Below are 18,168 nucleotides of genomic sequence, written 5' to 3'. Positions count from 1 at the left end.
GTGTGCGGCGTTGTGGGCAGAGAGGCCGGCTGCGCGCCGGTCCCCTTTGCGGTGTGGCATCGTCCGAAGAAGGTGGCGCCGAGGTGATGACGGCTGGCACAGCTGGCGAAACGAATTCAACTGCTGCGAACAGAGTGAGCCGGCGCTTACACTGGCGGCTCCGCAACCACGGCTTCCGCCCGACACATGGCCAACCGACCGCACATACGGCCCGCCCTGGATGGGGACATCGCCGCCCTTGTACGGGATGGGCCAGTGGTCCAGACCCTCCTGGCCGTACTCACGCAGCATCGGGTCGGAATGCTTCGCTATCAACTCCAACGCCACTTTTGTCTCGGTCGTGCCAATGCGTGCCAGCGCATAAGCGCACTTGCACTGAAAGGCGTGGAGATTGTCCCAGTCGATGAGGTACTCAAACCTCATCTCCGCAGCTCTGGCGATGGCTGCCGTGGTGCTGGGCTTGCCGATCAGCCCCAGTTCGAAAACGATGTCTTCATGTGCCTCATGCCAGTGCTCCAGCAGCAGCTTTGCAAGCAGTGGGGCGGTGGTCTGATCGTCGAGGTTGGCGAGTGCCTTCAGGGCGGCGTCGATTTCGCGCGCGTGGAAGGCGGAGTGGAAGAGGTCGAGTGAGGTCGGTCATGAGTGGGATTTACGCTGTTAGTGAGGCTCGGAGACAGATTATTCCAGCGTTAACTGTTCAGCGGAGAGGCGTGGATGATAGGCAGCTATCCGCCAGGAGCGGCCATCGAGTACCTAGGAGATTTACACAAACCTGTGGTGGCAAAGCGAAGTAGGTATCGAAGGCACGGTCATACATGACATCAGCGGAATCGGCTGCCATTCCGCTGATGCGACTCGGTTAAGGGCTAACAATAACCTTGATGTCTGATCCCGAAATGCTCTTGATGTATGAGTAGCTCGTTCCCAATACGGCCAACTGCTCCTTCGACACCATCTTCGCTGATATTGCGGGTTGAACGATCACAAACTTGAAGATCAGCTCATGGTCGTGGCATTTGTTGCGCAGTATCTCCAGTTGTTGAGGCGTGCCTTTCAGGATTCTGTCGAAGCCCTTGAGCAGTGATTGCTGGTAACGATCCATCAATCGGTTGAAGAACTTGTCGCCCGTGTACAGCCATTTCACCGATCTCGACGCCTGGCCGCATACTTCATAGACGTCGGCGACGCGCGCCCCGGGCGCAGCCACGCCATTCGTCATAGGGCAGTATTTGCAGTGGTAGAGGTCGACGTATATGGCGTTCTTGTTTTCCCGAATTGCCACTAGATCAGCGATTTCGCCTTTGCCGTCATCGTTGAAGACGATGGAGTATTCATCAGCGATCTTGTCAAAAGTGAAGCCTTGTACTGAGTCTTTACGTCGCTCTGCACGCATGGACTCCTGATAGATTTTCGTCGCTCCCCAATCCCAGGGTTCGAGCAAATCGGCAGGCAGTTTTACATCCATGCTGTTGAGCGAGTAATGGCGGTAGTTGCCTTGCACCATGGAACCGTCGACCTTGAGCAATACAAGCGGCTCGGCATCCAGGTAGGAGTCCAGTGGCATTTCGTGGGGGTAAAGAATCTTCACGCCTGGACAGGACGTCTTGTAGCCGTCCTCCAACAAATTGATGGAGATGGTAGTGAGGCGGCGTTCATCGCCATCGTTCCCCGCGACAAGGACGGGTATCTCCAGCGTCCGCGCGTCAATGTACTCAGGCTTACCAAGCTCGACGTCGAGGAGGTTGAAAGTCTCTCCCTGAAAATACAATGCGATCCTTTGCTCGCTTTCGATCGCGATTGACTCAGGCCAGTCGGAGTAAAACAGGCCCTCTGGCCATCTGTCCTTGATCTGCTCAACACGCATGACATTTTTGAGCACGTCAGCAGGGTCGATAGTGTTGTCGTTGAGTTTGACCGACATGCGCTTGCACCACTCGACCCAGTAGTTGATCGGAGAGGAGTTCATCTCCCAGATCTTGCCTTTTTGCGAGCAGCCCACGGTAGTTCGTTCGCCATCCTCAAAGCCGGTGGCGAAAATATTGGATTTTGTCGCGTTGCCCTTCTCAATATCGCTGATCACTTGATTGATATCGCGCCCCACGTGCATCGTGAACCGCAGGTCTTTCCGGGCGCGTGATAGGCCAACGTTCTGCAGCTTCATCAGTTTGATGTCGTGGAGCGTACGGAAGGCCGGCTCACCATTGATGCGGCGGGAGGCTCTGGTCACCAGGTTGAGAAAGTGAGTTGCCTGGGTGTCGTCACCTGAGGTGTGAACGAAGAGGGTGCTCTGCGCCTTGTTATAGAAGGCGATGTACAGATTCCAATTGGTATCGAGGATTTCTTCTGTCTGAGCCCATCCAACCGGCGTCTCTCGCCGGGTCACAGCTATGACTGTATCGGCCTGATCATTGGTCGAGATGTACTGCAGTTTTTCTCTGCGCCCATCCAGCCCCTGCGCACGCTGTGGTGTCCAGTCCTGGGGAGAGACGTGATATGCCACTGCGCTAATTTTGGGGTTCGGGTTTAGTCCAAAAATCACCTGAGCATCTTCACCATCGGCAAACTGCTCGCTGAAGTCCGCCTTTTCAATTTCCCGGCTGACCTTTTTCTCGCTCACGTCGCGAATGACTGCACTCCAGTCAGCACTCTCCTTGTACAGGGCTGCCATTTGGTGGTCAGTCTTCTGGTTAGCGATATTGGCAACAAACTTGGCATCACCAAGAGCCGCATCTACTCTCGTCAGTCGACCAATGAACTGGAGCGTTACAGCTGGGCTTTGGTGTTGATCATGAATGGCGGCGATTTTGAGCTCGGGCAGATCGAAGCCTTCGCCAAGCATGTCGACACAGACGATGATCCGGTGCTTCTTCTCGACGATATCCGCCATCACCCTGGCCTGGTTCGGCACCTTGCTGTGAATCAGAACTGGCGTCAGGTCGGGATGCTGTTTGTAAATCTCAAATAGGTCTGTCGCCCGCTTGTGGGACTTGGCACGCACCATCATCAAATGGTTGTAGCCTGCCTTGAGATCAGCCCGGAGCAGCTCAACGGCCTTGTCTGCGATGGCTTGGTCGGACAGATTGAGGTTGTATTCTCGTACCGGATGGAACTCGATGCCTTTGAAATAACCATCAAGCTGCGCATCCCGGAGTGGGTAGTTGTAGATGATCTTGCCAGCCAGAGCCAGGCCATCCTCCCGAAATGGCGTCGCTGTGAGCTGTATACAAGGTTTGCCCTTGAAAGCTGTTTTGATTCGACTCCAACTGGCTGCCACGACATGGTGAGCCTCATCGATCATCAAGTGGCTGCACATGTTGACCAGCACCCCCAAGGCAGCGTCCTCGAATAGCAGTAGGGCCTGGGGAGTGGCCACAATGATGTTGGCCGTAGCCAATTCAGCGACCTGCGCCTCAACCAGCTTCGAATCGATGGCCGCCACAATGGGATTGAGCGCCGTGTCCGATACGGCCCCCACTGTACGAAGCGTCTTCATCTCAGCGCACTTATTCACTAACTGAGTTCTGAGGGCGTCCGACGGTACAAGGATCAATGTCCGGCTCATCCTCGCCGCGATGATCAGCGCGAGCATTGTGTCGGTTTTCCCTGTGCCGGTGGGCATGACTACGGTGGCCGTAGTTGCGGGGTCGACCACCAAATGACCAAGGGTCGCGTAAAGCGCAGCTAGTTGCGGCTTCCGCAGACCAGGCACCTTGGCTTTAGGATCGTCCAGATTGAAATTGAAGAGGTGTTTTTGCCAGCTCTGGTACACATCAGAATGCGTTATTGCTACGTCGTCCATGGCGATTACCTGAAAGCAGAAAGGGCTTCTTGGATAGGGCACTCTATTGCGTAGGCGGCCTTAGCAATTTAGACATAAGTACAAGGCCGTTAGACTCAGCGTAGGGCTGCTGAACTGTCGCGTTCGCTTCTGGCCGATAGCTGCCCACCACTACCAGCAGCTTTGACCCAAAGTTGGCGCTCACGAATAGCGGCCCAGTACATTTTCAGCGGGCCTGCAAACTGGGAGTCATCGAGCCCACAGTGTCGTGTTCGTTGCTCTGCCAACGCAGTATTTACCGAAGTGTCCGGCCTCCATTCTCGTCTTCGTATTTAGAAAACAAACATGGAGGCGATCACCAGTACGCTTTAGCGAGTAATCGTAACCTACACGAAAGAATCCACGGTCTGCTCCAGTGGATGTGTTGAGCACGACCTCAACTACGTGTCTATTTTCTGGATCGTAGTGAACAATTCCTTCAAGGTCAGGGAGCCATACGCATACAGTCTCCGTCGCGTCTGGGGCTGAGAAGCCCTCAAAATAGAAGTATCGCAATGCTTCAATGTCATCCCAAGCTAGCCCCTGTGTATCAAGGCAAGACGAACCTAGGTTCATAAACTTCGCGGGGTGCTCGTCGCGAGCAGATTGAAATCGGCTTCTCAATATTGTGTTTTTTATTACACCATTGAGCCAGGCCCGCCGAGCATCCACTGCGAAATGCCTGATATTCGACAATGGTGGGATCTTTCTAGGTGGCAGGCCGGAATCATGGAGCTCGAATAACAGTGAAACAGCAAAATCTGTCGCCGTAGGTACTGCGCGGTCAGACTTAAAGGTGTTGGTCATGAGTCGTTCTAGAGCAGGTGATTTCGCCAAGGCAAGCGCTAGCGTGCTATCGACGTTTGCGCTGATTGCCGCGGCCCGGAAACAGTTGCTCCATAGAATTCCAGGAGCGAAATGTCCTACTAAAAATCTCCAAATTGGCCCCAGTAATATTTTGAAGATCGGACTGATGATTTTCGCTACAGAAGCTTCCATGCCTTGCCCTCGGTAATTTTTTGCAGACACTAATGACCATGACACTGTTTATCAATCGGAGTTGAGTGGGCTGGTGTTAACTATATGATGCGCAATCATTTGTTGAGCCTAGGCTGAGCGCGTAACGAGCCAAGCATGCTTCACGGCGTGGCTGGGCGGTATGCACGCTCTAGAACCCCTTCCCCCAAAACAAGCCCCGAATCCCCCTCCGGCCCCCCCTCTTTAATCTCCTCCAACGTCTGCCATCTGAGTTGCCCACCCTGCAACGTCGCCCTGCCTCTAACAACCTCCCCATTTCTACCGCTGGTGACATACAGCACAGCCTCCGAGCCCGTAACCGTTCCTTTGACTTCCCCACCTTCGTTGATCCGGCCGCAGTTGACCGTGGCGAAGTAGTGGGTACCGGTCACGGTGTTGCCTTGCTGCACCAGTTCGAAGCCCGCGCCACCGCATTCAGCCTTGGCCTGAATCTGTTCGGGCGTGCGCAGGTCCAGGTACCAACTGCCTGTGAAGGAGGATTCTGCGGCGTACAGGGCGGGGAGGGTGTTGATCAGAAGCACTGCCGCGACTGGGATTTTCAGGCGGTGAGCGGCTCGGTGGCTGAGCGGGTGACTGCTGGATGTAGCGGATTTGGGGTTTCGTTGCATAACGGTCCTTGTTGATGCGTAGTTCATTAAGCGGTTGGGTCTTGAGGCGTCATTCGACAGCTCTCTCCCGCAGACCAAATGGGTCGTAAATGCCGTGGCCACTCTTCGAGTGACGGCGAAGAATGGCGAGGTGGTTTATCCAGATAAGGAGCCTTTGCCATGCACGCCGCAACCTCTGCCGGGCCAGTCCGCCCCGGATCAGCCTCGGCAATCGCTACAGGCTCTCAAGCTCCCGACGCAACTGCTCAAGCAGCTCATCCACACCCAGTTCCGGGTCTGCCAGCAGGTAGCTCTTGGCCAGAATCGTCAGTGGGTGCACGCCCATGTTCTCCGCCAGCTCGGCCAGCTTGATCACCGAAGGGCTCTTGATGCCGCGCTCCACATCGCTGATGTAGCTCTGGCTCGCTCCCACCGTTTCCTGCGAAAGATCCTTGCTCTTTCTCAGCTCCTTGATGGCTTGCGCCAGCGCTTGCTTCAGTTCCATCCCGCCTACTCGCAAAAAGGAACGATGAAGCCTTCCGTCCGGTCATTAATCTATACTCAAAGGAGTATCTTTGGTCGAGTGAGATTTCCTCTTACGTGTTACCTCTCCAGGCCTAGACAAGGAGATTGCCGGCCAATGCATCCCCACCCCAAAACATGGACCCACGACATCACCACCATCCTCACCCAGTCCCCCGGCGAGCCGCAGCTGCGTGCCCTGGCCAATTGGCTACACAGCTTCGCTCCCACCGACTACGTCGTGCTGTTCCTCTACGAAGGCAGCCACCTGCCGTTGCCCCTGTTCCACACCATGCCCGCCGAGCTGCGCGCCATCTTTATCGATGATTACCGCGCCGGCCCCTACCTGCTCGATCCGTTCTGCCTCGGTTGCCTGTTCGAAAACGCCGATGGGCTCTACGGCATGCGTGAGTTGGCGCCGGACAGCTTCCACAACGGGCACTACTTCGATGCCTATTACCACCGCTTGCGGCTGAGTGATGAGCTGGGCTTTTTCACCACGCCAGCGCCGGGTTGCCGGGCGGTGTTGTCGTTGATGCGCGGGGAGGGTGGGGCGCCTTTCGATGAAGAGGCGCTGCGGCTGTTGCGCGACGCGCTGTCGGTGGTGCAGGAGGTGGTGCGCATGGCTTGGGAGACGCGGAGTCAGCCGCCGGCGGATGCCGTTCTGCCCACGAGCCATGTGCGTGCGGTGTTCAGTTCCTTCGGGGAGGAGTTGCTGACGCGGCGTGAGCACAAGGTCGCGCAGTTGCTGCTGCAGGGCTATTCCAGCGAGCAGATAGCTGCGCAGTTGCGCATCACCCGGGGCACGGTGAAGGTGCACCGGCGCAACCTGTACGAGAAGCTGGAGATCAACAGCCAGGCAGAATTCTTCGGGCTGTTCGTGCGGGAGTTGATGACGGAGCCGACGTTCAGCCGACGCAGGCATTCGCGGCGCTAAGCGGCCGCGTGCGCAGCGCCGCTCGGTGCTTCCGGTGAAATCCAGGTGCGCGCAGCACACCCTACGTCCGGAGTAGGCAGTGGCTGGGCGCTTCGAGGTCTATTTGCGCTGCTTGCACACCCCGATGATGCAGCAGTATCGAAGGCTGCGAGGTGGCCAGGGGCATGTAGGGGCGACTTCAGTCGCCAAGCAACCCGCAGGGTTGCCGTGGGTGGTTGCAGGGTAACGCCATTGCCCATGGGCCAATGAATTCGCCCCAACCGATAACGGCTACCACCCCCGGCGCTTCTCATAACGGACATCCCGCTCGTCCACGACCCCGGCCAGGGTCCAGCCATGGCGCTGGTAGAAGCCGTTGGCGCGGATGTGCTCGTGGCCATCGGTCACCAGCCAGATGCTGTCGTGGGCCTGGAACAGCGCCTCTTCCGCTGCCTGCAGGAGCATGCGCCCCAGCCCCACGCCTTCGAACTCGGGGCGGATGAACAGGGCGAAGAGTTCACCCTCATCCAGGTCGATCATGGCGAAGCCGGCGGGCACGCCGTCCACCTCGGCGATCCAGCAGCAGGGCCCGGCGGCGATGGCGTCGGCCAGCACGGCCGGGGTGATGCCCAGCTCGGCCATCTGCTCGCGGGAGAGGTGGTTCTGCACGACGCTGGTGCGGATGGCGAAGAGCGCCTCGATATCCCCGGTGGTGGCCAGGCGCAGGGTGCGGGTCATGCTGTCATTCCTTTGCGGGTTGTCCTGTGTGGGGGCGGTCGCCGATGCCGAGTTGCAGCACCTCGCCGGCCGGGCTGATCACCCGCAACCGTGCCGATTGTCGTTCACCCATGGAACGTCCTCTCCCTGGAGTCTTGGCCGTGTCGAGCGGTCGATCAGTGGATGGTCGGGAAGCGCTCTTTCACCAGCGCCTGGGCGTGGAAGGCCATCTGGTCGAGCAGGCGGTCGCGCTTGCTCTCGGCCTCGCTCAGGGCCTTCTGGCCGTTCTGCTTCACCAGGTAGGCGTGGATCTGCCGCACCTCCTTGGATTGGAAGATCGGGGCCAGGTCCTGCACCGCCACCATGCCGTTGGAGCGCTGGGCGCGGGTGTTGAGCAGCACGTGCGGCCCCTGCGCGGCCAGCACGCGGAAGCCCAGGGCCTCGAAGGTGGGCACCTTGCCCGCCGCGCAGGCCAGTTCGGCGTGGGGGCGGTGTTCGAGCATGCGTTGCACCAGGGCGCGGGCGATGCCGTGGCGGCGGTGGCCGGCGGCCACGGCCAGGTAGGCCAGAGTGCAGGCCTCGGCGTCGTCCTGGCTGGGCAGGTACAGGGCGAAACCCAGCACCTGGGAGGGGTCTTCGTCCGCCAGGGCGAGCACCAGCCGCGCGCCGCTGGCCTGGGTGCTGTCCATGGCCTGCAGGTACAGGTGCACCTCGTAGCCGATCACGTACTGGTACAGCTGGTAGAGCGGGTTGCTGGGCGTCAGCGGAACCGGGCTGATGTCGCTGAAGTAGTCCACCACCATCTGCAGCACCTGGCTCTTCAGGGACTCGGGCGGCGGGTTATCCAGGGTTACGAGGGTGAACATGTGCAGCTGACTCCGGGCGTGCCCGATCGGGGAAATCGGCGCGGGCGCCATTGTAGCGTCGCCCGCAGCGGGCGGCTCACTTGAAGAAGTTGCTGGGCGTGATGCCGAACTGCTTCTTGAACATGGTGGTGAAGGCGCTGGGGCTTTCGTAGCCGAGCTGGCCGGCCACGTCGATGATCTTCTCGCCCAGGGCGATGCGCTCCAGGGCGAGCAGCAGGCGGGCCTGCTGGCGCCATTGGCCGAAGGTCATCCCGGTGCCTTTCTGGAACAGGCGCTGGATGGTCTTCTCGTCCAGGCCCAGCCGGGCGCTCCAGTCCGCCAGGGTGGAGCCGTCGCTGGGGTCCTGCTGCAGCGCCGCGCAGATGCCCTGGATGCGTCGGTCCGCCGGTTGCGGCAGGTGCAGGGGGAGGGTGGGGAGGATCTTCAGCTCATCGAGGATGAGGCTCATCACCCGCCCTTCGCGGGAGTCCGGCGCATAGGACTCGGTGATGCCGATGGAGGCCTGGATCAGTTCGCTGAGCAGCGCCGAGATGCTCACCGCCTTCGATTCGAGGGGCAGGTCCGGGGCGATGTCCGGGCGCACGAACACGCTGCGCATCTTCAGCGCGCCCACGCAGCGGATGGCGTGCACCTGCCCGCAGGGCATCCAGATGCCGCGGCTGGGGGCACCGTCCACTGGTTCATCGCCGAGTGCACCACCATCACGCCCTGGATGGCGTAGATCAGCTGGTGCTTGTTGTGCGAGTGGGGCTGGATGAACCAGTCCGCCGGGTAGTCGGTGGCGCTGCTGCGCAGGGGCCAGGGCGCGGCATCGATCTCGCTCAGGAAGGTGTCGAGGGGCTTGATCATGATGTCTTTTTCGCGATGGTTGTTGACCGGATTGCGCGAGACAGGCGGTTTGGCGGGCCTTAGGATAGCGCCGAATCCTGAGAACCAGCAGCGTGATTTCACGGCCCCGGCGGCTGTGGAGCGGCGTTGCCTTTGCCTGGAAGCGTGCCATGTCCATCAGTTCCACCGCCTCCCCCCTGGCGGCCCCTTCGGTCGCGAGCCAAGCCAGCCCGCTGGTCATGCGTGTGATCGGCGCCTGCGCGCTGGCGCACCTGATCAACGACCTGATCCAGGCGGTGCTGCCGTCGATCTACCCCATGCTCAAGGCCAGCTACGGGCTGAGCTTCACCCAGGTGGGGCTGATCACCCTGACCTTCCAGCTCACCGCCTCGCTGCTGCAACCCTGGGTGGGCTACTACACCGACCGCCACCCCAAGCCCTGGCTGCTGCCGGTCGGCTCGCTGTGCACCCTGGTGGGCATCCTGCTGCTGGCCGTGGTCGGTTCCTTCCCGGCCATCCTCATGGCCTCGGCGCTGGTGGGCATCGGCTCGTCCACCTTCCACCCGGAGGCCTCGCGCATCGCACGGCTGGCCTCGGGCGGGCGCTTCGGCCTGGCGCAGTCCACCTTCCAGGTGGGCGGTAACGCCGGCAGCGCCTTCGGCCCGTTGCTGGCCGCCGCCATCATCATTCCCTACGGCCAGGGCCACGTGGCCTGGTTCGGGCTGTTCGCGACCTTCTCCATCCTGGTGCTCTACGGGCTGAGCCGCTGGTACCGCAACCACCTCAACCTGTTCCGCCTCAAGCAGGGCGGCGTCGCCACCCACGGGCTGTCCAAGCGGCGGGTGACCTTCGCCCTGGTGATCCTGGCGCTGCTGGTGTTCTCCAAGTACTTCTACATGGCCAGCCTCACCAGCTACTTCACCTTCTACCTGATCGAGAAGTTCGATCTCTCGGTGGCCAGCTCGCAGCTCTACCTCTTCCTGTTCCTCGGTGCGGTGGCGGCCGGCACCTTCTTCGGCGGCCCCATCGGCGACCGCATCGGGCGCAAGAAGGTGATCTGGTTTTCCATCCTCGGCGTGGCGCCCTTCACCCTGGCGCTGCCCCACGTCGACCTGTTCTGGACCGGCGTGCTGAGCATGGTCATCGGCTTCATCCTGGCCTCGGCGTTCTCGGCCATCGTGGTCTTCGCCCAGGAACTGGTGCCGGGCAACGTGGGCATGATCGCCGGCGTGTTCTTCGGCCTGATGTTCGGCTTCGGCGGCATCGGCGGCGCGCTGCTCGGCCACCTGGCCGACATCCACGGTATCGAGCACGTGTTCTTCCTCTGCTCCTTCCTGCCGCTGCTGGGCATCCTCACCGTGCTGCTGCCCTCCACCAAGGGGGTGTAGGGCAGGGCGTGCGGCGTGGGTTCAGAGCCAGCGCCGCACCCGTTGGCAGTAGCCCGCGTACTCGCTGCCGAACAACTCGGCCAGGGCGCGTTCCTCCGGGGCGATCTGCAAGCGGTCGAGGTACAGCACGAAGCCGGCCACGCCGAGCAGGCTCAGCGGCGCGGCCAGCAACGCCGCCCAGGCCAGCAGCACCAGGGCGAAACCCAGGTACATGGGGTTGCGCGTGTAGCGGTAGATGCCGCTCTGCACCAGGGCCGTGGCCTGTTCCGGCGCCAGCGGGTTGACCGTGGTCTGCGCCAGCCGGAAGCTCGCCACCCCCGCCAGGCAGATGCCCAGCCCCACCAGCAACAACACCAGCGCCATCACCAGACGCCAGGCCTGCGCCACCCCGATGGGCGGAACCGGTTGCGCCAGCAGCGCCATCAGCAGGGCGAAGGCGCCTGCGACCATCAAGGGGGGAACGCGTTTCTCCAGCCAATCCATCGTCGTTTCTCCTGTGGGCTTTCCGCGCAGCATGAAGGCTGTAGCGACTCCAGGGTCAAGCCTGCGGTCGGCCCACGCCCGCTCTAACTTGCGCTCCGGGGCTCAGCGTCTAGGCTCGACCGTTCTGCTTTTCAGTGATCAGGACGAGTGATGGAACATTCAGGCGCGACGGTTTTCACCAAGGGAGAGTTCAGCGTGGTGCAGTGGTTGGCGGTGCGGCAGGACGGTTCGACGGAAATCCGTGGCTACCGCCTCAAGGGGCCGGGCGCCCCGCAAACCCTGTTGCCCACGGCGGTGATCGCCAGCGCGATGATCCAGGAGCTGACCCGGCGCCGGCCCGGCCTGCGCCTCTGAAACCACCCAGGGCCCTGCAGCGGAGGGACGGCACATGGAGCGATTCAGCGGCGGCTGCCTGTGTGGCCGCGTAAGGCTGGTGGCGAGCGGGCGGCCCTACCGGGTCGGCCTCTGCCACTGCCTGGATTGCCGCAAGCACCACGGCGCGCTGTTCCACGCCTCGGCGATATTCCCCGAAGCCGCCGTGGCCATCGAGGGCGAAACCCATGACTACGCCGGGCGCTGCTTCTGCCCGCGCTGCGGCTCGTCGGTGTACTCGCGCACGGGTGATGAAATCGAGGTGAACCTCGGCTGCCTCGACGCCCCCGACCAGTTGCTGCCCACCTACGAGAGCTGGGTCACCCGCCGCGAAGCCTGGCTGCCGCCATTCCCGCTCGCCCACCACTATCCCCACGACCGCGAAGGCACGGGCCGCTCCGAGGACTGACCGGCGTTGTTCTCCGGCACAAAAAAGCGCCCCGTGGGGCGCTTTTTTCATGGTCGCTGGCATCAGCTGCCATTGCGTTTCTTCTCCGAGGCGCTTGCCGGCGGCTCGCTGCGTTTGGCCGGTTGCTGGCCGGCGTCCGCCACTTCGGCGTTCTTCTTGCCCCACAGGCGCTGCTGGTCTTCGCGCACCTTCTGGTTGAACTGGTAGGAGCGGTCGAAGCCGTCGCCCTTGGCGAAGGCGGGCGCGCTGCCGAGAGCGAGCAGGGCGATGAGGGCGTAGTGGATCTTTTTCATGGGCAGGCCTCTTGAAGTTCGCATGTCGGATGGGGAGTTGCGATGCGAAGTGGGCCTGATGCTACGGAGGTGAAACTAACAGGGGCATGAGCCGGACATTACATTGCTGCAATCTTGCCGCGCCGACAGCGCAGGACGGGGCCCGGTTGCGGAACCGACAGGACGAACACGTGCCGTAGGGTGTGCCGTGTGCACCGCCGCAAGGTGCTTCCGATGGAGCGCAGGTGCGCGCGGCACACCCTACATCGGGAGTGCGCAGCGGCTGCAAGAAAGCCTGCTCAGGCTCCGCGAATCAACAGGTCGCCGTTACGGAAAATTTCAGAATTGTAATCTTCCAATCATCCTGGCGTTAGCTCCCGGCAGTGACGATAAGGCGCGGTCGCATTCATTCGAACAATCCATAACGGCCCGCCCAGATCAATAAGAACTGCCATTCGCCAGGAGCAATAGATGAACAGAAAAGCCAAGCTGTCGCTTGCCGTCGTGTCCGCCATTCTCGGGGTCAGCCCGCTCGTTCATGCCGAAGAGCAGAAAGAGGGTTTTATCGAGGGCAGCAGCCTGAGCGTCCTCAATCGCAACTTCTACTTCAACCGCGATAACCGCAACGGCGAGGAGGGTGCCGGCGGTGCGGGTTACTCCGAAACCTGGGCACACGCGGTGATCGGCAAATTCGAATCCGGCTTCACCCAGGGCACCGTCGGCTTTGGCGTGGATGCCTTCGCCATGCTCGGCCTGAAGCTGGACACCGGCGGCGGCCGCAACGGCGCGCGCAGCTCCTTCGACGTGCTGCCCGTGGACAGCGCGGGCGATGCGCGGGACGAATACACCAAGGTCGGCGGGGCGGCCAAGGTCCGCGCCTTCGACACCGTGATCAAGGTGGGTGACGTTTTCCCGGTCACGCCGGTGGTGCAGTACGGCGACTCGCGGCTGCTGCCCGAATCCTTCCGCGGCATCACCTTGGCCAACAACAGCATTGATGGGCTGACCCTGCAGGGCGGCCGCCTGCACGCCATGAGCCAGCCGGTGTCGAGCAACATGCGCGACAACTTCGCCACCTTCTATGCCGGTGGCGTCGATTCGCCCTGGGTCGGTTACTTCGGCGGCGACTATGTGCTGAACGACCATGTCAGCCTCAGCGCCTACAGCGCTCGCCTGAAGGATGTCTGGGACCAGTACTACGTCGGCACCTCCCTGAGCTACCCGTTGAACGACCAGGTGTCGCTGATTGGCGGCTTCAACCTCTACAAGGCGGTGGACGAAGGCAGCAAGCAGCTCGGCGAGTTCAACAACACCATCTGGAGCGGCAAGGTCGGCGTGCGTTTCGGCGCCCATACCCTGGCCCTGACCCACCAGCGCAACAACGGCGACGACGACTTCGACTACCTGCGCCAGTCGGATTCCATCTACCTCGACAACTCCATCCAGTATTCGGACTTCAACTCGCCGAAGGAGCGCTCCTGGATGGTGCGCTATGACCTGGACATGGCGGCCTTTGGCGTCCCGGGGCTGTCGTTCATGACCCGCTACGGCAAGGGCACCGACGCCGACTACAGCAACGCCAACGCCACCTACATGCGCCGCGACGCGGATGGTAATCCGCTCACCGATCAGAAGCGCTGGGAGCGTGACATCGAGGCGAAGTACGTGGTGCAGAGCGGCTCGCTGAAGGACATGTCGTTCCGCATCCGCCAGGCCAACACCCGCGCCACCCAGTTCGAATCGGACCTGGACGAGTTCCGCCTCATCGTCGAATACCCGCTCAGCTTGCTGTAGCGGGCCTTGGCGAAGATGACGGATTTGTAATTCGCCGACCACGGTCCCGTCATTTTCGCTTTCGCATACTTCCACTCATTCACCTTTGAAGCAGTGATGCTCCTTTGGAAGAGGTGAATCCTTGGGCGCCCTGGTGGGCGCCTTTTTTATGCGCGAAGCATCCGCCCGAGCGGGCGTGGGGTTGATTCGTGCGTAGCCCCGTAGGATGGGTAGAGCGAAGCGAAACCCATGCTGCCGGTGTTGCCAATGGGCACGGTGCGGACGGGGGCCTTGGATTGATGGGTTTCGCTGCGCTCTACGCCATCCTACGGACCCCGCCAATCGGAGGTGTGGCGGGGATGTCGCTCCCTGCTCACCCCCGTGCGGGAAACACCAGGCGGAACAGGGTGAAGCTGCCCGGCAGGCTGCTGGCTTCGACGCTGCCCTGGTGCAGGCTCATGATCGAACGCACGATGGCCAGCCCCAGGCCGGTGCCGCCCTCGGCGCGGGAGCGGCCGCTGTCCACCCTGTAGAAGCGCTCGAAGAGGTGCGGCAGGTGCTGGGCGGGGATGCCGATGCCGGGGTTGCCCACGGCGATGGAGACCTTGTCCGTGTGCCGTTCGATGACGATGGAGATCTGGCTGCCGGCCGGGCTGTGGCGGATGGCGTTGGATAGCAGGTTGGACAGGGCGCGCTGGATCATCAGCCGGTCGCCCCGGGTGGTGCCGCTGCCGGCGACGGCGATGTCGATGCGCCGCTCCTCCGCCGAGATGCTGAACAGGTCGGCCACGCGCCGCGCCTCGTCTTCCAGCGTGATGTTCTCGAAGGGCACCAGGGAAGCGGGGTGGCTGACGTGGGCCAGAAACAGCATGTCGGTGACGATGCGGGTGACCCGCCCCAACTCCTCGGTGCAGCACTCCAGCACCTCCTTGTAGGCCTCCGGCGGCCGCTCGCGGGAGAGGGTCACCTGGGCTTTGCCCATCAGATTGGTGATGGGTGAGCGCAGCTCGTGGGCGAGGTCGTCGGAGAACTGCGAAAGCTGCTGCACGCCGCCGTCCAGGCGGTGGAGCATGAAGTTGATGCCCTGGGCCAGGTCGGCCAGTTCCTGGGGCAGGCGCTCCACGGGGATGCGGTGGGTCAGGTCCTGGGTGGACACCAGCGAGGCCACCTTGCGGAACTGGCGCAACGGGCGCAGCCCACGCTGGACGATCCACCAGGCGCCCATGCCGATCACCAGCAGCAGCAGGGGCAGGGCATAGAGCGTCGAGCGCAGGTAGGCGTTGAGCAGCGTCTGGTCGGCGGTGCGGTCCATGGTCAGCTGGATGATCACCGGCGTGCCGTCATCCAGGCGCACCTTGGTGGCGGCGGTGAGGGTGGCGTGGCCGAAGTCGTCGCGGGCCTCGTGGTAGCGGATCACCTCCGTCACCGCCGGCAGCGGGCCGCTGGCCAGGGCGCGGTCGCTCACGTCCAGCAATAGGCGGCCGTTGGCGCCGGCCTGGTAGATGGCCAGTTGCAGGTTGTCGTGGCCGAGCACCAGGTCGAGCAGGCCGTGGGGCTTGCCGAGCAGGCCGGTGGGGGTGAGGCGGTCTTCCTCCAGGCGGTGTTCGATCTGCTCGATCTTGTCCCGCAGGCCGTCGCGGGCCAGGGACGAGAGTTCGTGGAGCAGCGCGAAATAGGCCGCCACCGCCAGCAGCACCACCAGCGCGGCGCCCATGAGCGCCACCGAAACCCCCAGGCGCAGCGACAGGCTGGCGGGCTTCATGGGCGGTCCTCCAGCACGTAGCCGACGCCGCGCAGGGTGTGGATCAGCTTGTTGTCGAAGGGGTCGTCGATCTTCGCCCGCAGGCGGCGGATGGAGACCTCCACCACATTGGTGTCGCAGTCGAAGTTCATGTCCCACACCAGCGAGATGATCTGCGTGCGCGACAGCACCTCGCCCGAGCGGCGCATCAGCAGGTGCAGCAGGGCGAACTCCTTGGTGGTCAGGTCGATGCGCTGCTCGCCGCGGAAGGCCCGGTGGCGGCCCGGGTCCAGCTCCAGGTCGGAGACCTTGAGCACGTCGGGGATGGGCACCTGCTCGGTGCGGCGCAGCAGCGAGCGCACCCGCGCCAGCAGTTCGGGGAATTCGAAGGGCTTGACCAGGTAGTCGTCGGCGCCCAGGTCCAGGCCCCGCACCTTGTCCGCCAGGCGGCCCCGGGCGGTGAGCATCATCACCCGGGTGTTGCTGGTGCGGCGGATGTTTTCCAGCACGCCCCAGCCGTCGATCTCGGGCAGGTTCACATCCAGTATCACCAGGTCATAGGCGTGCTGGCGGACCAGGTGAAGGCCATCGATACCGGTGGCGGCACGGTCGGTTACATAGCCACTTTCACTGAGGCCCTGGTGCAAGTAATCGGCAGTTTTAGGCTCGTCCTCGATAATCAGGATTCGCATGTTCAAGTTACCTGGAAGTTCGAGGTTCAATTGATTCAAGCGCGCGGCTTGTATGAATTCATCGCGAGCGGATAGAGGCCGCTTCGTTGTTGTTTCGCGGAGGCTAAAGGCTGTAGTTGCTGCAGGGTCAAGCCCCGCCTGATGCGGCTGGCACGGGTGCGGCAAGCGGTCGCACTTGTCGGCTGGGTGGCGCTGGATCGTCAGTCGCGGGGGCCGAAAAGTTGCGCGGTTATTTGTTACGAGTCATGACGAAGTTCAACGGTCAATCACTCGGCCGGCGCATGTTAATACAGGCACTTTGTTAAATGCCGGTTGATTACATATTTGTAATTTTGCAGTCACCTTGACGATAAGGCCTGCCCACTAGATTGCCCCTCCATTGCGTATCCGGCATTCATCCACCCCTCGGGTGGCCGGTGCCTGTTCTGGGTCTTTGGAGTGGAGCGACCTGTGTCTGTCATCGATCAATTACCGGCCGGTTTCCGGCGCTGCGCCCTGGCGTGCACCCTCGGCCTGGGCCTTTCCCTGGGGCAGGCATTTGCCGCCCCCACCGCCTTGACCCTGGCCGATGCGCTGGAGCAGGCGCAGCGCAACAACCCCGAGCTCGCGGCGGCGGGCTGGGCCCTGGGCATCGCCGAGGGCGAGCGCCAGCAGGCGGCGCTGCTGCCCAACCCGGAGCTTTCCTGGGAGCAGGAAGACACCCGCAGCGCCACCCGTACCACCACCGTGCAGATCACCCAGCCCATCGAGCTGGGCGGCAAGCGGGGCGCGAGGACGACGCTCGCCGAGCGGGGCATCGATGCCGCCGGGCTTGAGCTGGAGCGCAGCCGCAATGCGCTGCGGGCTGAGGTCATCCAGGCCTTCCAGGGCCTGTTGCAGGCGCAGGTGCGGGTCGGGTTGGCCGAGCAGTCCCAGGCGCTGGCGGGGCGCGGCGTGGTCATCGCCGAGGGCCGGGTCAAGGCCGGCAAGGTGTCGCCCATCGAACTCACCCGGGCCCAGGTGCAGCGCGCCGAGATCGCCCTGGAGCTGCGCCGTGCCCTGCAGGAGCAGGCCCGTGCGACCACCCAGTTGCAGCGGGTGCTGGGCGCTGACGTCGCCGCGCCGGTGGCCCTGGCCGGCGACGCCGCCGCGCTGCCGGACATCCCGCCTGGCGCCCGCCTGCTGGGCGCGTTGGCCGAGAGTGCCGAGCTGCGCCTGGCGCAGATGGGCATCGACCAGCAGGACGCCGCCTTCGAGCTGGAGAAGGCCCAGCGCATCCCCGACCTCAGCGTCAGCCTCGGCAGCCAGTACAGCGCCGAGGACCGCGAGCGGGTGAACGTGGTGGGGCTGTCCATGCCCATCCCCTTGTTCAACCGCAACCAGGGCAACGTCCTGGCGGCGGCCCGCCGTGCCGACCAGGCGCGGGACCAGCGTCGCGCCGTCGAATGGCGCCTGCGTGGCGAGGTGCGCGAAGCCCTGGAGCAATGGCAGGCGGCGAGCGCCGAGGTGGAAGCCTTCAGCGCCACCATCCTGCCCGCCGCCAGCAGCGCGGTGGACAGCACCAGCCGCGGCTTCGAGATGGGCAAGTTGGCCTTCCTCGATGTGCTGGACGCCCAGCGCACGCTGATCCAGGCACGCAGCGGCTACGTGCAGGCACTGGCCTCGGCCACCGAAGCCTGGGTGCGCCTGGAGCGCATCTACGGCGACGTCACCGCCCTTGGCGGCCCCGGCGCCTGAGGGCCCGGCCCATCCATCACCCGCGCCCCTC

Annotated in this window: 16 protein-coding genes and 1 pseudogene; 7 read left to right on the top strand and 10 right to left on the bottom strand. The window is 62.7% G+C overall.

What is annotated here, in order from left to right; all coding sequences use genetic code 11:
* The first annotated feature begins 255 nt into the window (after positions 1–255).
* Positions 256–630 carry a hypothetical protein gene (locus PSm6_RS27520; RefSeq protein WP_265168848.1) on the top strand — a complete coding sequence of 125 codons (375 nt, stop codon included), beginning with the start codon at positions 256–258 and terminating at the stop codon, positions 628–630.
* A 229-nt stretch (positions 631–859) separates the two neighbouring features.
* Here PSm6_RS27520 and PSm6_RS27515 read toward each other — a convergent pair whose 3' ends face one another.
* The 3 genes from PSm6_RS27515 to PSm6_RS27505 form a co-directional block, all read right to left on the bottom strand.
* Positions 860–3,799, bottom strand: coding sequence for a DEAD/DEAH box helicase (locus PSm6_RS27515; protein ID WP_265168847.1), 2,940 nt, complete (start codon positions 3,797–3,799; stop codon positions 860–862).
* Between the two features lie 1,157 nt (positions 3,800–4,956).
* Complete coding sequence (locus PSm6_RS27510) at positions 4,957–5,376, bottom strand: hypothetical protein (RefSeq protein WP_265168845.1); 420 nt, start codon at positions 5,374–5,376, stop codon at positions 4,957–4,959.
* Between the two features lie 301 nt (positions 5,377–5,677).
* Complete coding sequence (locus PSm6_RS27505) at positions 5,678–5,947, bottom strand: helix-turn-helix domain-containing protein (RefSeq protein WP_265168843.1); 270 nt, start codon at positions 5,945–5,947, stop codon at positions 5,678–5,680.
* Positions 5,948–6,082: 135 nt separating this feature from the next.
* On the opposite strand from PSm6_RS27505, the gene PSm6_RS27500 reads away from it, so the two are divergent.
* Positions 6,083–6,901, top strand: a complete 819-nt coding sequence (locus PSm6_RS27500; protein WP_265168842.1) for a helix-turn-helix transcriptional regulator — start codon at positions 6,083–6,085, stop codon at positions 6,899–6,901.
* 270 nt (positions 6,902–7,171) lie between these two features.
* On the opposite strand, the gene PSm6_RS27495 is transcribed toward PSm6_RS27500, so the two are convergent.
* From PSm6_RS27495 to PSm6_RS27485, 3 genes and pseudogenes are all read right to left on the bottom strand, one after another.
* Positions 7,172–7,618, bottom strand: a complete 447-nt coding sequence (locus tag PSm6_RS27495) for a GNAT family N-acetyltransferase (protein ID WP_021220196.1) — start codon at positions 7,616–7,618, stop codon at positions 7,172–7,174.
* Positions 7,619–7,773: 155 nt separating this feature from the next.
* A complete protein-coding gene (locus tag PSm6_RS27490; protein WP_021220197.1) occupies positions 7,774–8,463 on the bottom strand; it encodes a GNAT family N-acetyltransferase in 690 nt (229 codons plus the stop codon).
* Positions 8,464–8,539: 76 nt separating this feature from the next.
* Positions 8,540–9,312, bottom strand: a pseudogene (locus tag PSm6_RS27485) (AraC family transcriptional regulator).
* Positions 9,313–9,461: 149 nt separating this feature from the next.
* Between PSm6_RS27485 and PSm6_RS27480 the strand changes: the two are divergent.
* On the top strand, positions 9,462–10,679 hold the full coding sequence (locus PSm6_RS27480; RefSeq protein WP_021220199.1) for an MFS transporter: 1,218 nt from the start codon (positions 9,462–9,464) through the stop codon (positions 10,677–10,679).
* Positions 10,680–10,700: 21 nt separating this feature from the next.
* Here PSm6_RS27480 and PSm6_RS27475 read toward each other — a convergent pair whose 3' ends face one another.
* Positions 10,701–11,162 (bottom strand): methyltransferase family protein, encoded by a 462-nt coding sequence (locus PSm6_RS27475; protein WP_021220200.1) that lies wholly within the window; start codon positions 11,160–11,162, stop codon positions 10,701–10,703.
* Between the two features lie 150 nt (positions 11,163–11,312).
* Here PSm6_RS27475 and PSm6_RS27470 point away from each other — a divergent pair, with 150 nt between their 5' ends.
* On the top strand, positions 11,313–11,516 hold the full coding sequence (locus PSm6_RS27470; protein WP_021220201.1) for a hypothetical protein: 204 nt from the start codon (positions 11,313–11,315) through the stop codon (positions 11,514–11,516).
* 34 nt (positions 11,517–11,550) lie between these two features.
* Complete coding sequence (locus tag PSm6_RS27465) at positions 11,551–11,943, top strand: GFA family protein (RefSeq protein ID WP_021220202.1); 393 nt, start codon at positions 11,551–11,553, stop codon at positions 11,941–11,943.
* Between the two features lie 62 nt (positions 11,944–12,005).
* Here the strand turns inward: PSm6_RS27465 and PSm6_RS27460 are convergent, their stop codons facing one another.
* Positions 12,006–12,236 carry a hypothetical protein gene (locus tag PSm6_RS27460; protein WP_021220203.1) on the bottom strand — a complete coding sequence of 77 codons (231 nt, stop codon included), beginning with the start codon at positions 12,234–12,236 and terminating at the stop codon, positions 12,006–12,008.
* A gap of 450 nt (positions 12,237–12,686) precedes the next feature.
* On the opposite strand from PSm6_RS27460, the gene PSm6_RS27455 reads away from it, so the two are divergent.
* The gene (locus PSm6_RS27455; protein ID WP_265168839.1) at positions 12,687–14,009 is read left to right on the top strand and encodes an OprD family porin; all 1,323 of its coding nucleotides are present in this window, start codon (positions 12,687–12,689) and stop codon (positions 14,007–14,009) included.
* Positions 14,010–14,361: 352 nt separating this feature from the next.
* Here PSm6_RS27455 and PSm6_RS27450 read toward each other — a convergent pair whose 3' ends face one another.
* Together PSm6_RS27450 and PSm6_RS27445 are read right to left on the bottom strand one after the other, a co-directional pair.
* The gene (locus PSm6_RS27450; RefSeq protein WP_043245374.1) at positions 14,362–15,750 is read right to left on the bottom strand and encodes a heavy metal sensor histidine kinase; all 1,389 of its coding nucleotides are present in this window, start codon (positions 15,748–15,750) and stop codon (positions 14,362–14,364) included.
* On the bottom strand, positions 15,747–16,421 hold the full coding sequence (locus PSm6_RS27445; protein WP_043245376.1) for a heavy metal response regulator transcription factor: 675 nt from the start codon (positions 16,419–16,421) through the stop codon (positions 15,747–15,749). Before PSm6_RS27445 ends, PSm6_RS27450 begins: the two co-directional genes overlap by 4 nt.
* A 459-nt stretch (positions 16,422–16,880) precedes the next feature.
* On the opposite strand from PSm6_RS27445, the gene PSm6_RS27440 reads away from it, so the two are divergent.
* Complete coding sequence (locus tag PSm6_RS27440) at positions 16,881–18,137, top strand: TolC family protein (RefSeq protein WP_371877163.1); 1,257 nt, start codon at positions 16,881–16,883, stop codon at positions 18,135–18,137.
* Positions 18,138–18,168 lie beyond the last annotated feature (31 nt).

It is taken from the genome of Pseudomonas solani (assembly GCF_026072635.1).
Lineage (GTDB): Bacteria > Pseudomonadota > Gammaproteobacteria > Pseudomonadales > Pseudomonadaceae > Metapseudomonas > Metapseudomonas solani.
This window is presented reverse-complemented; position numbering and strand designations above follow the sequence as displayed.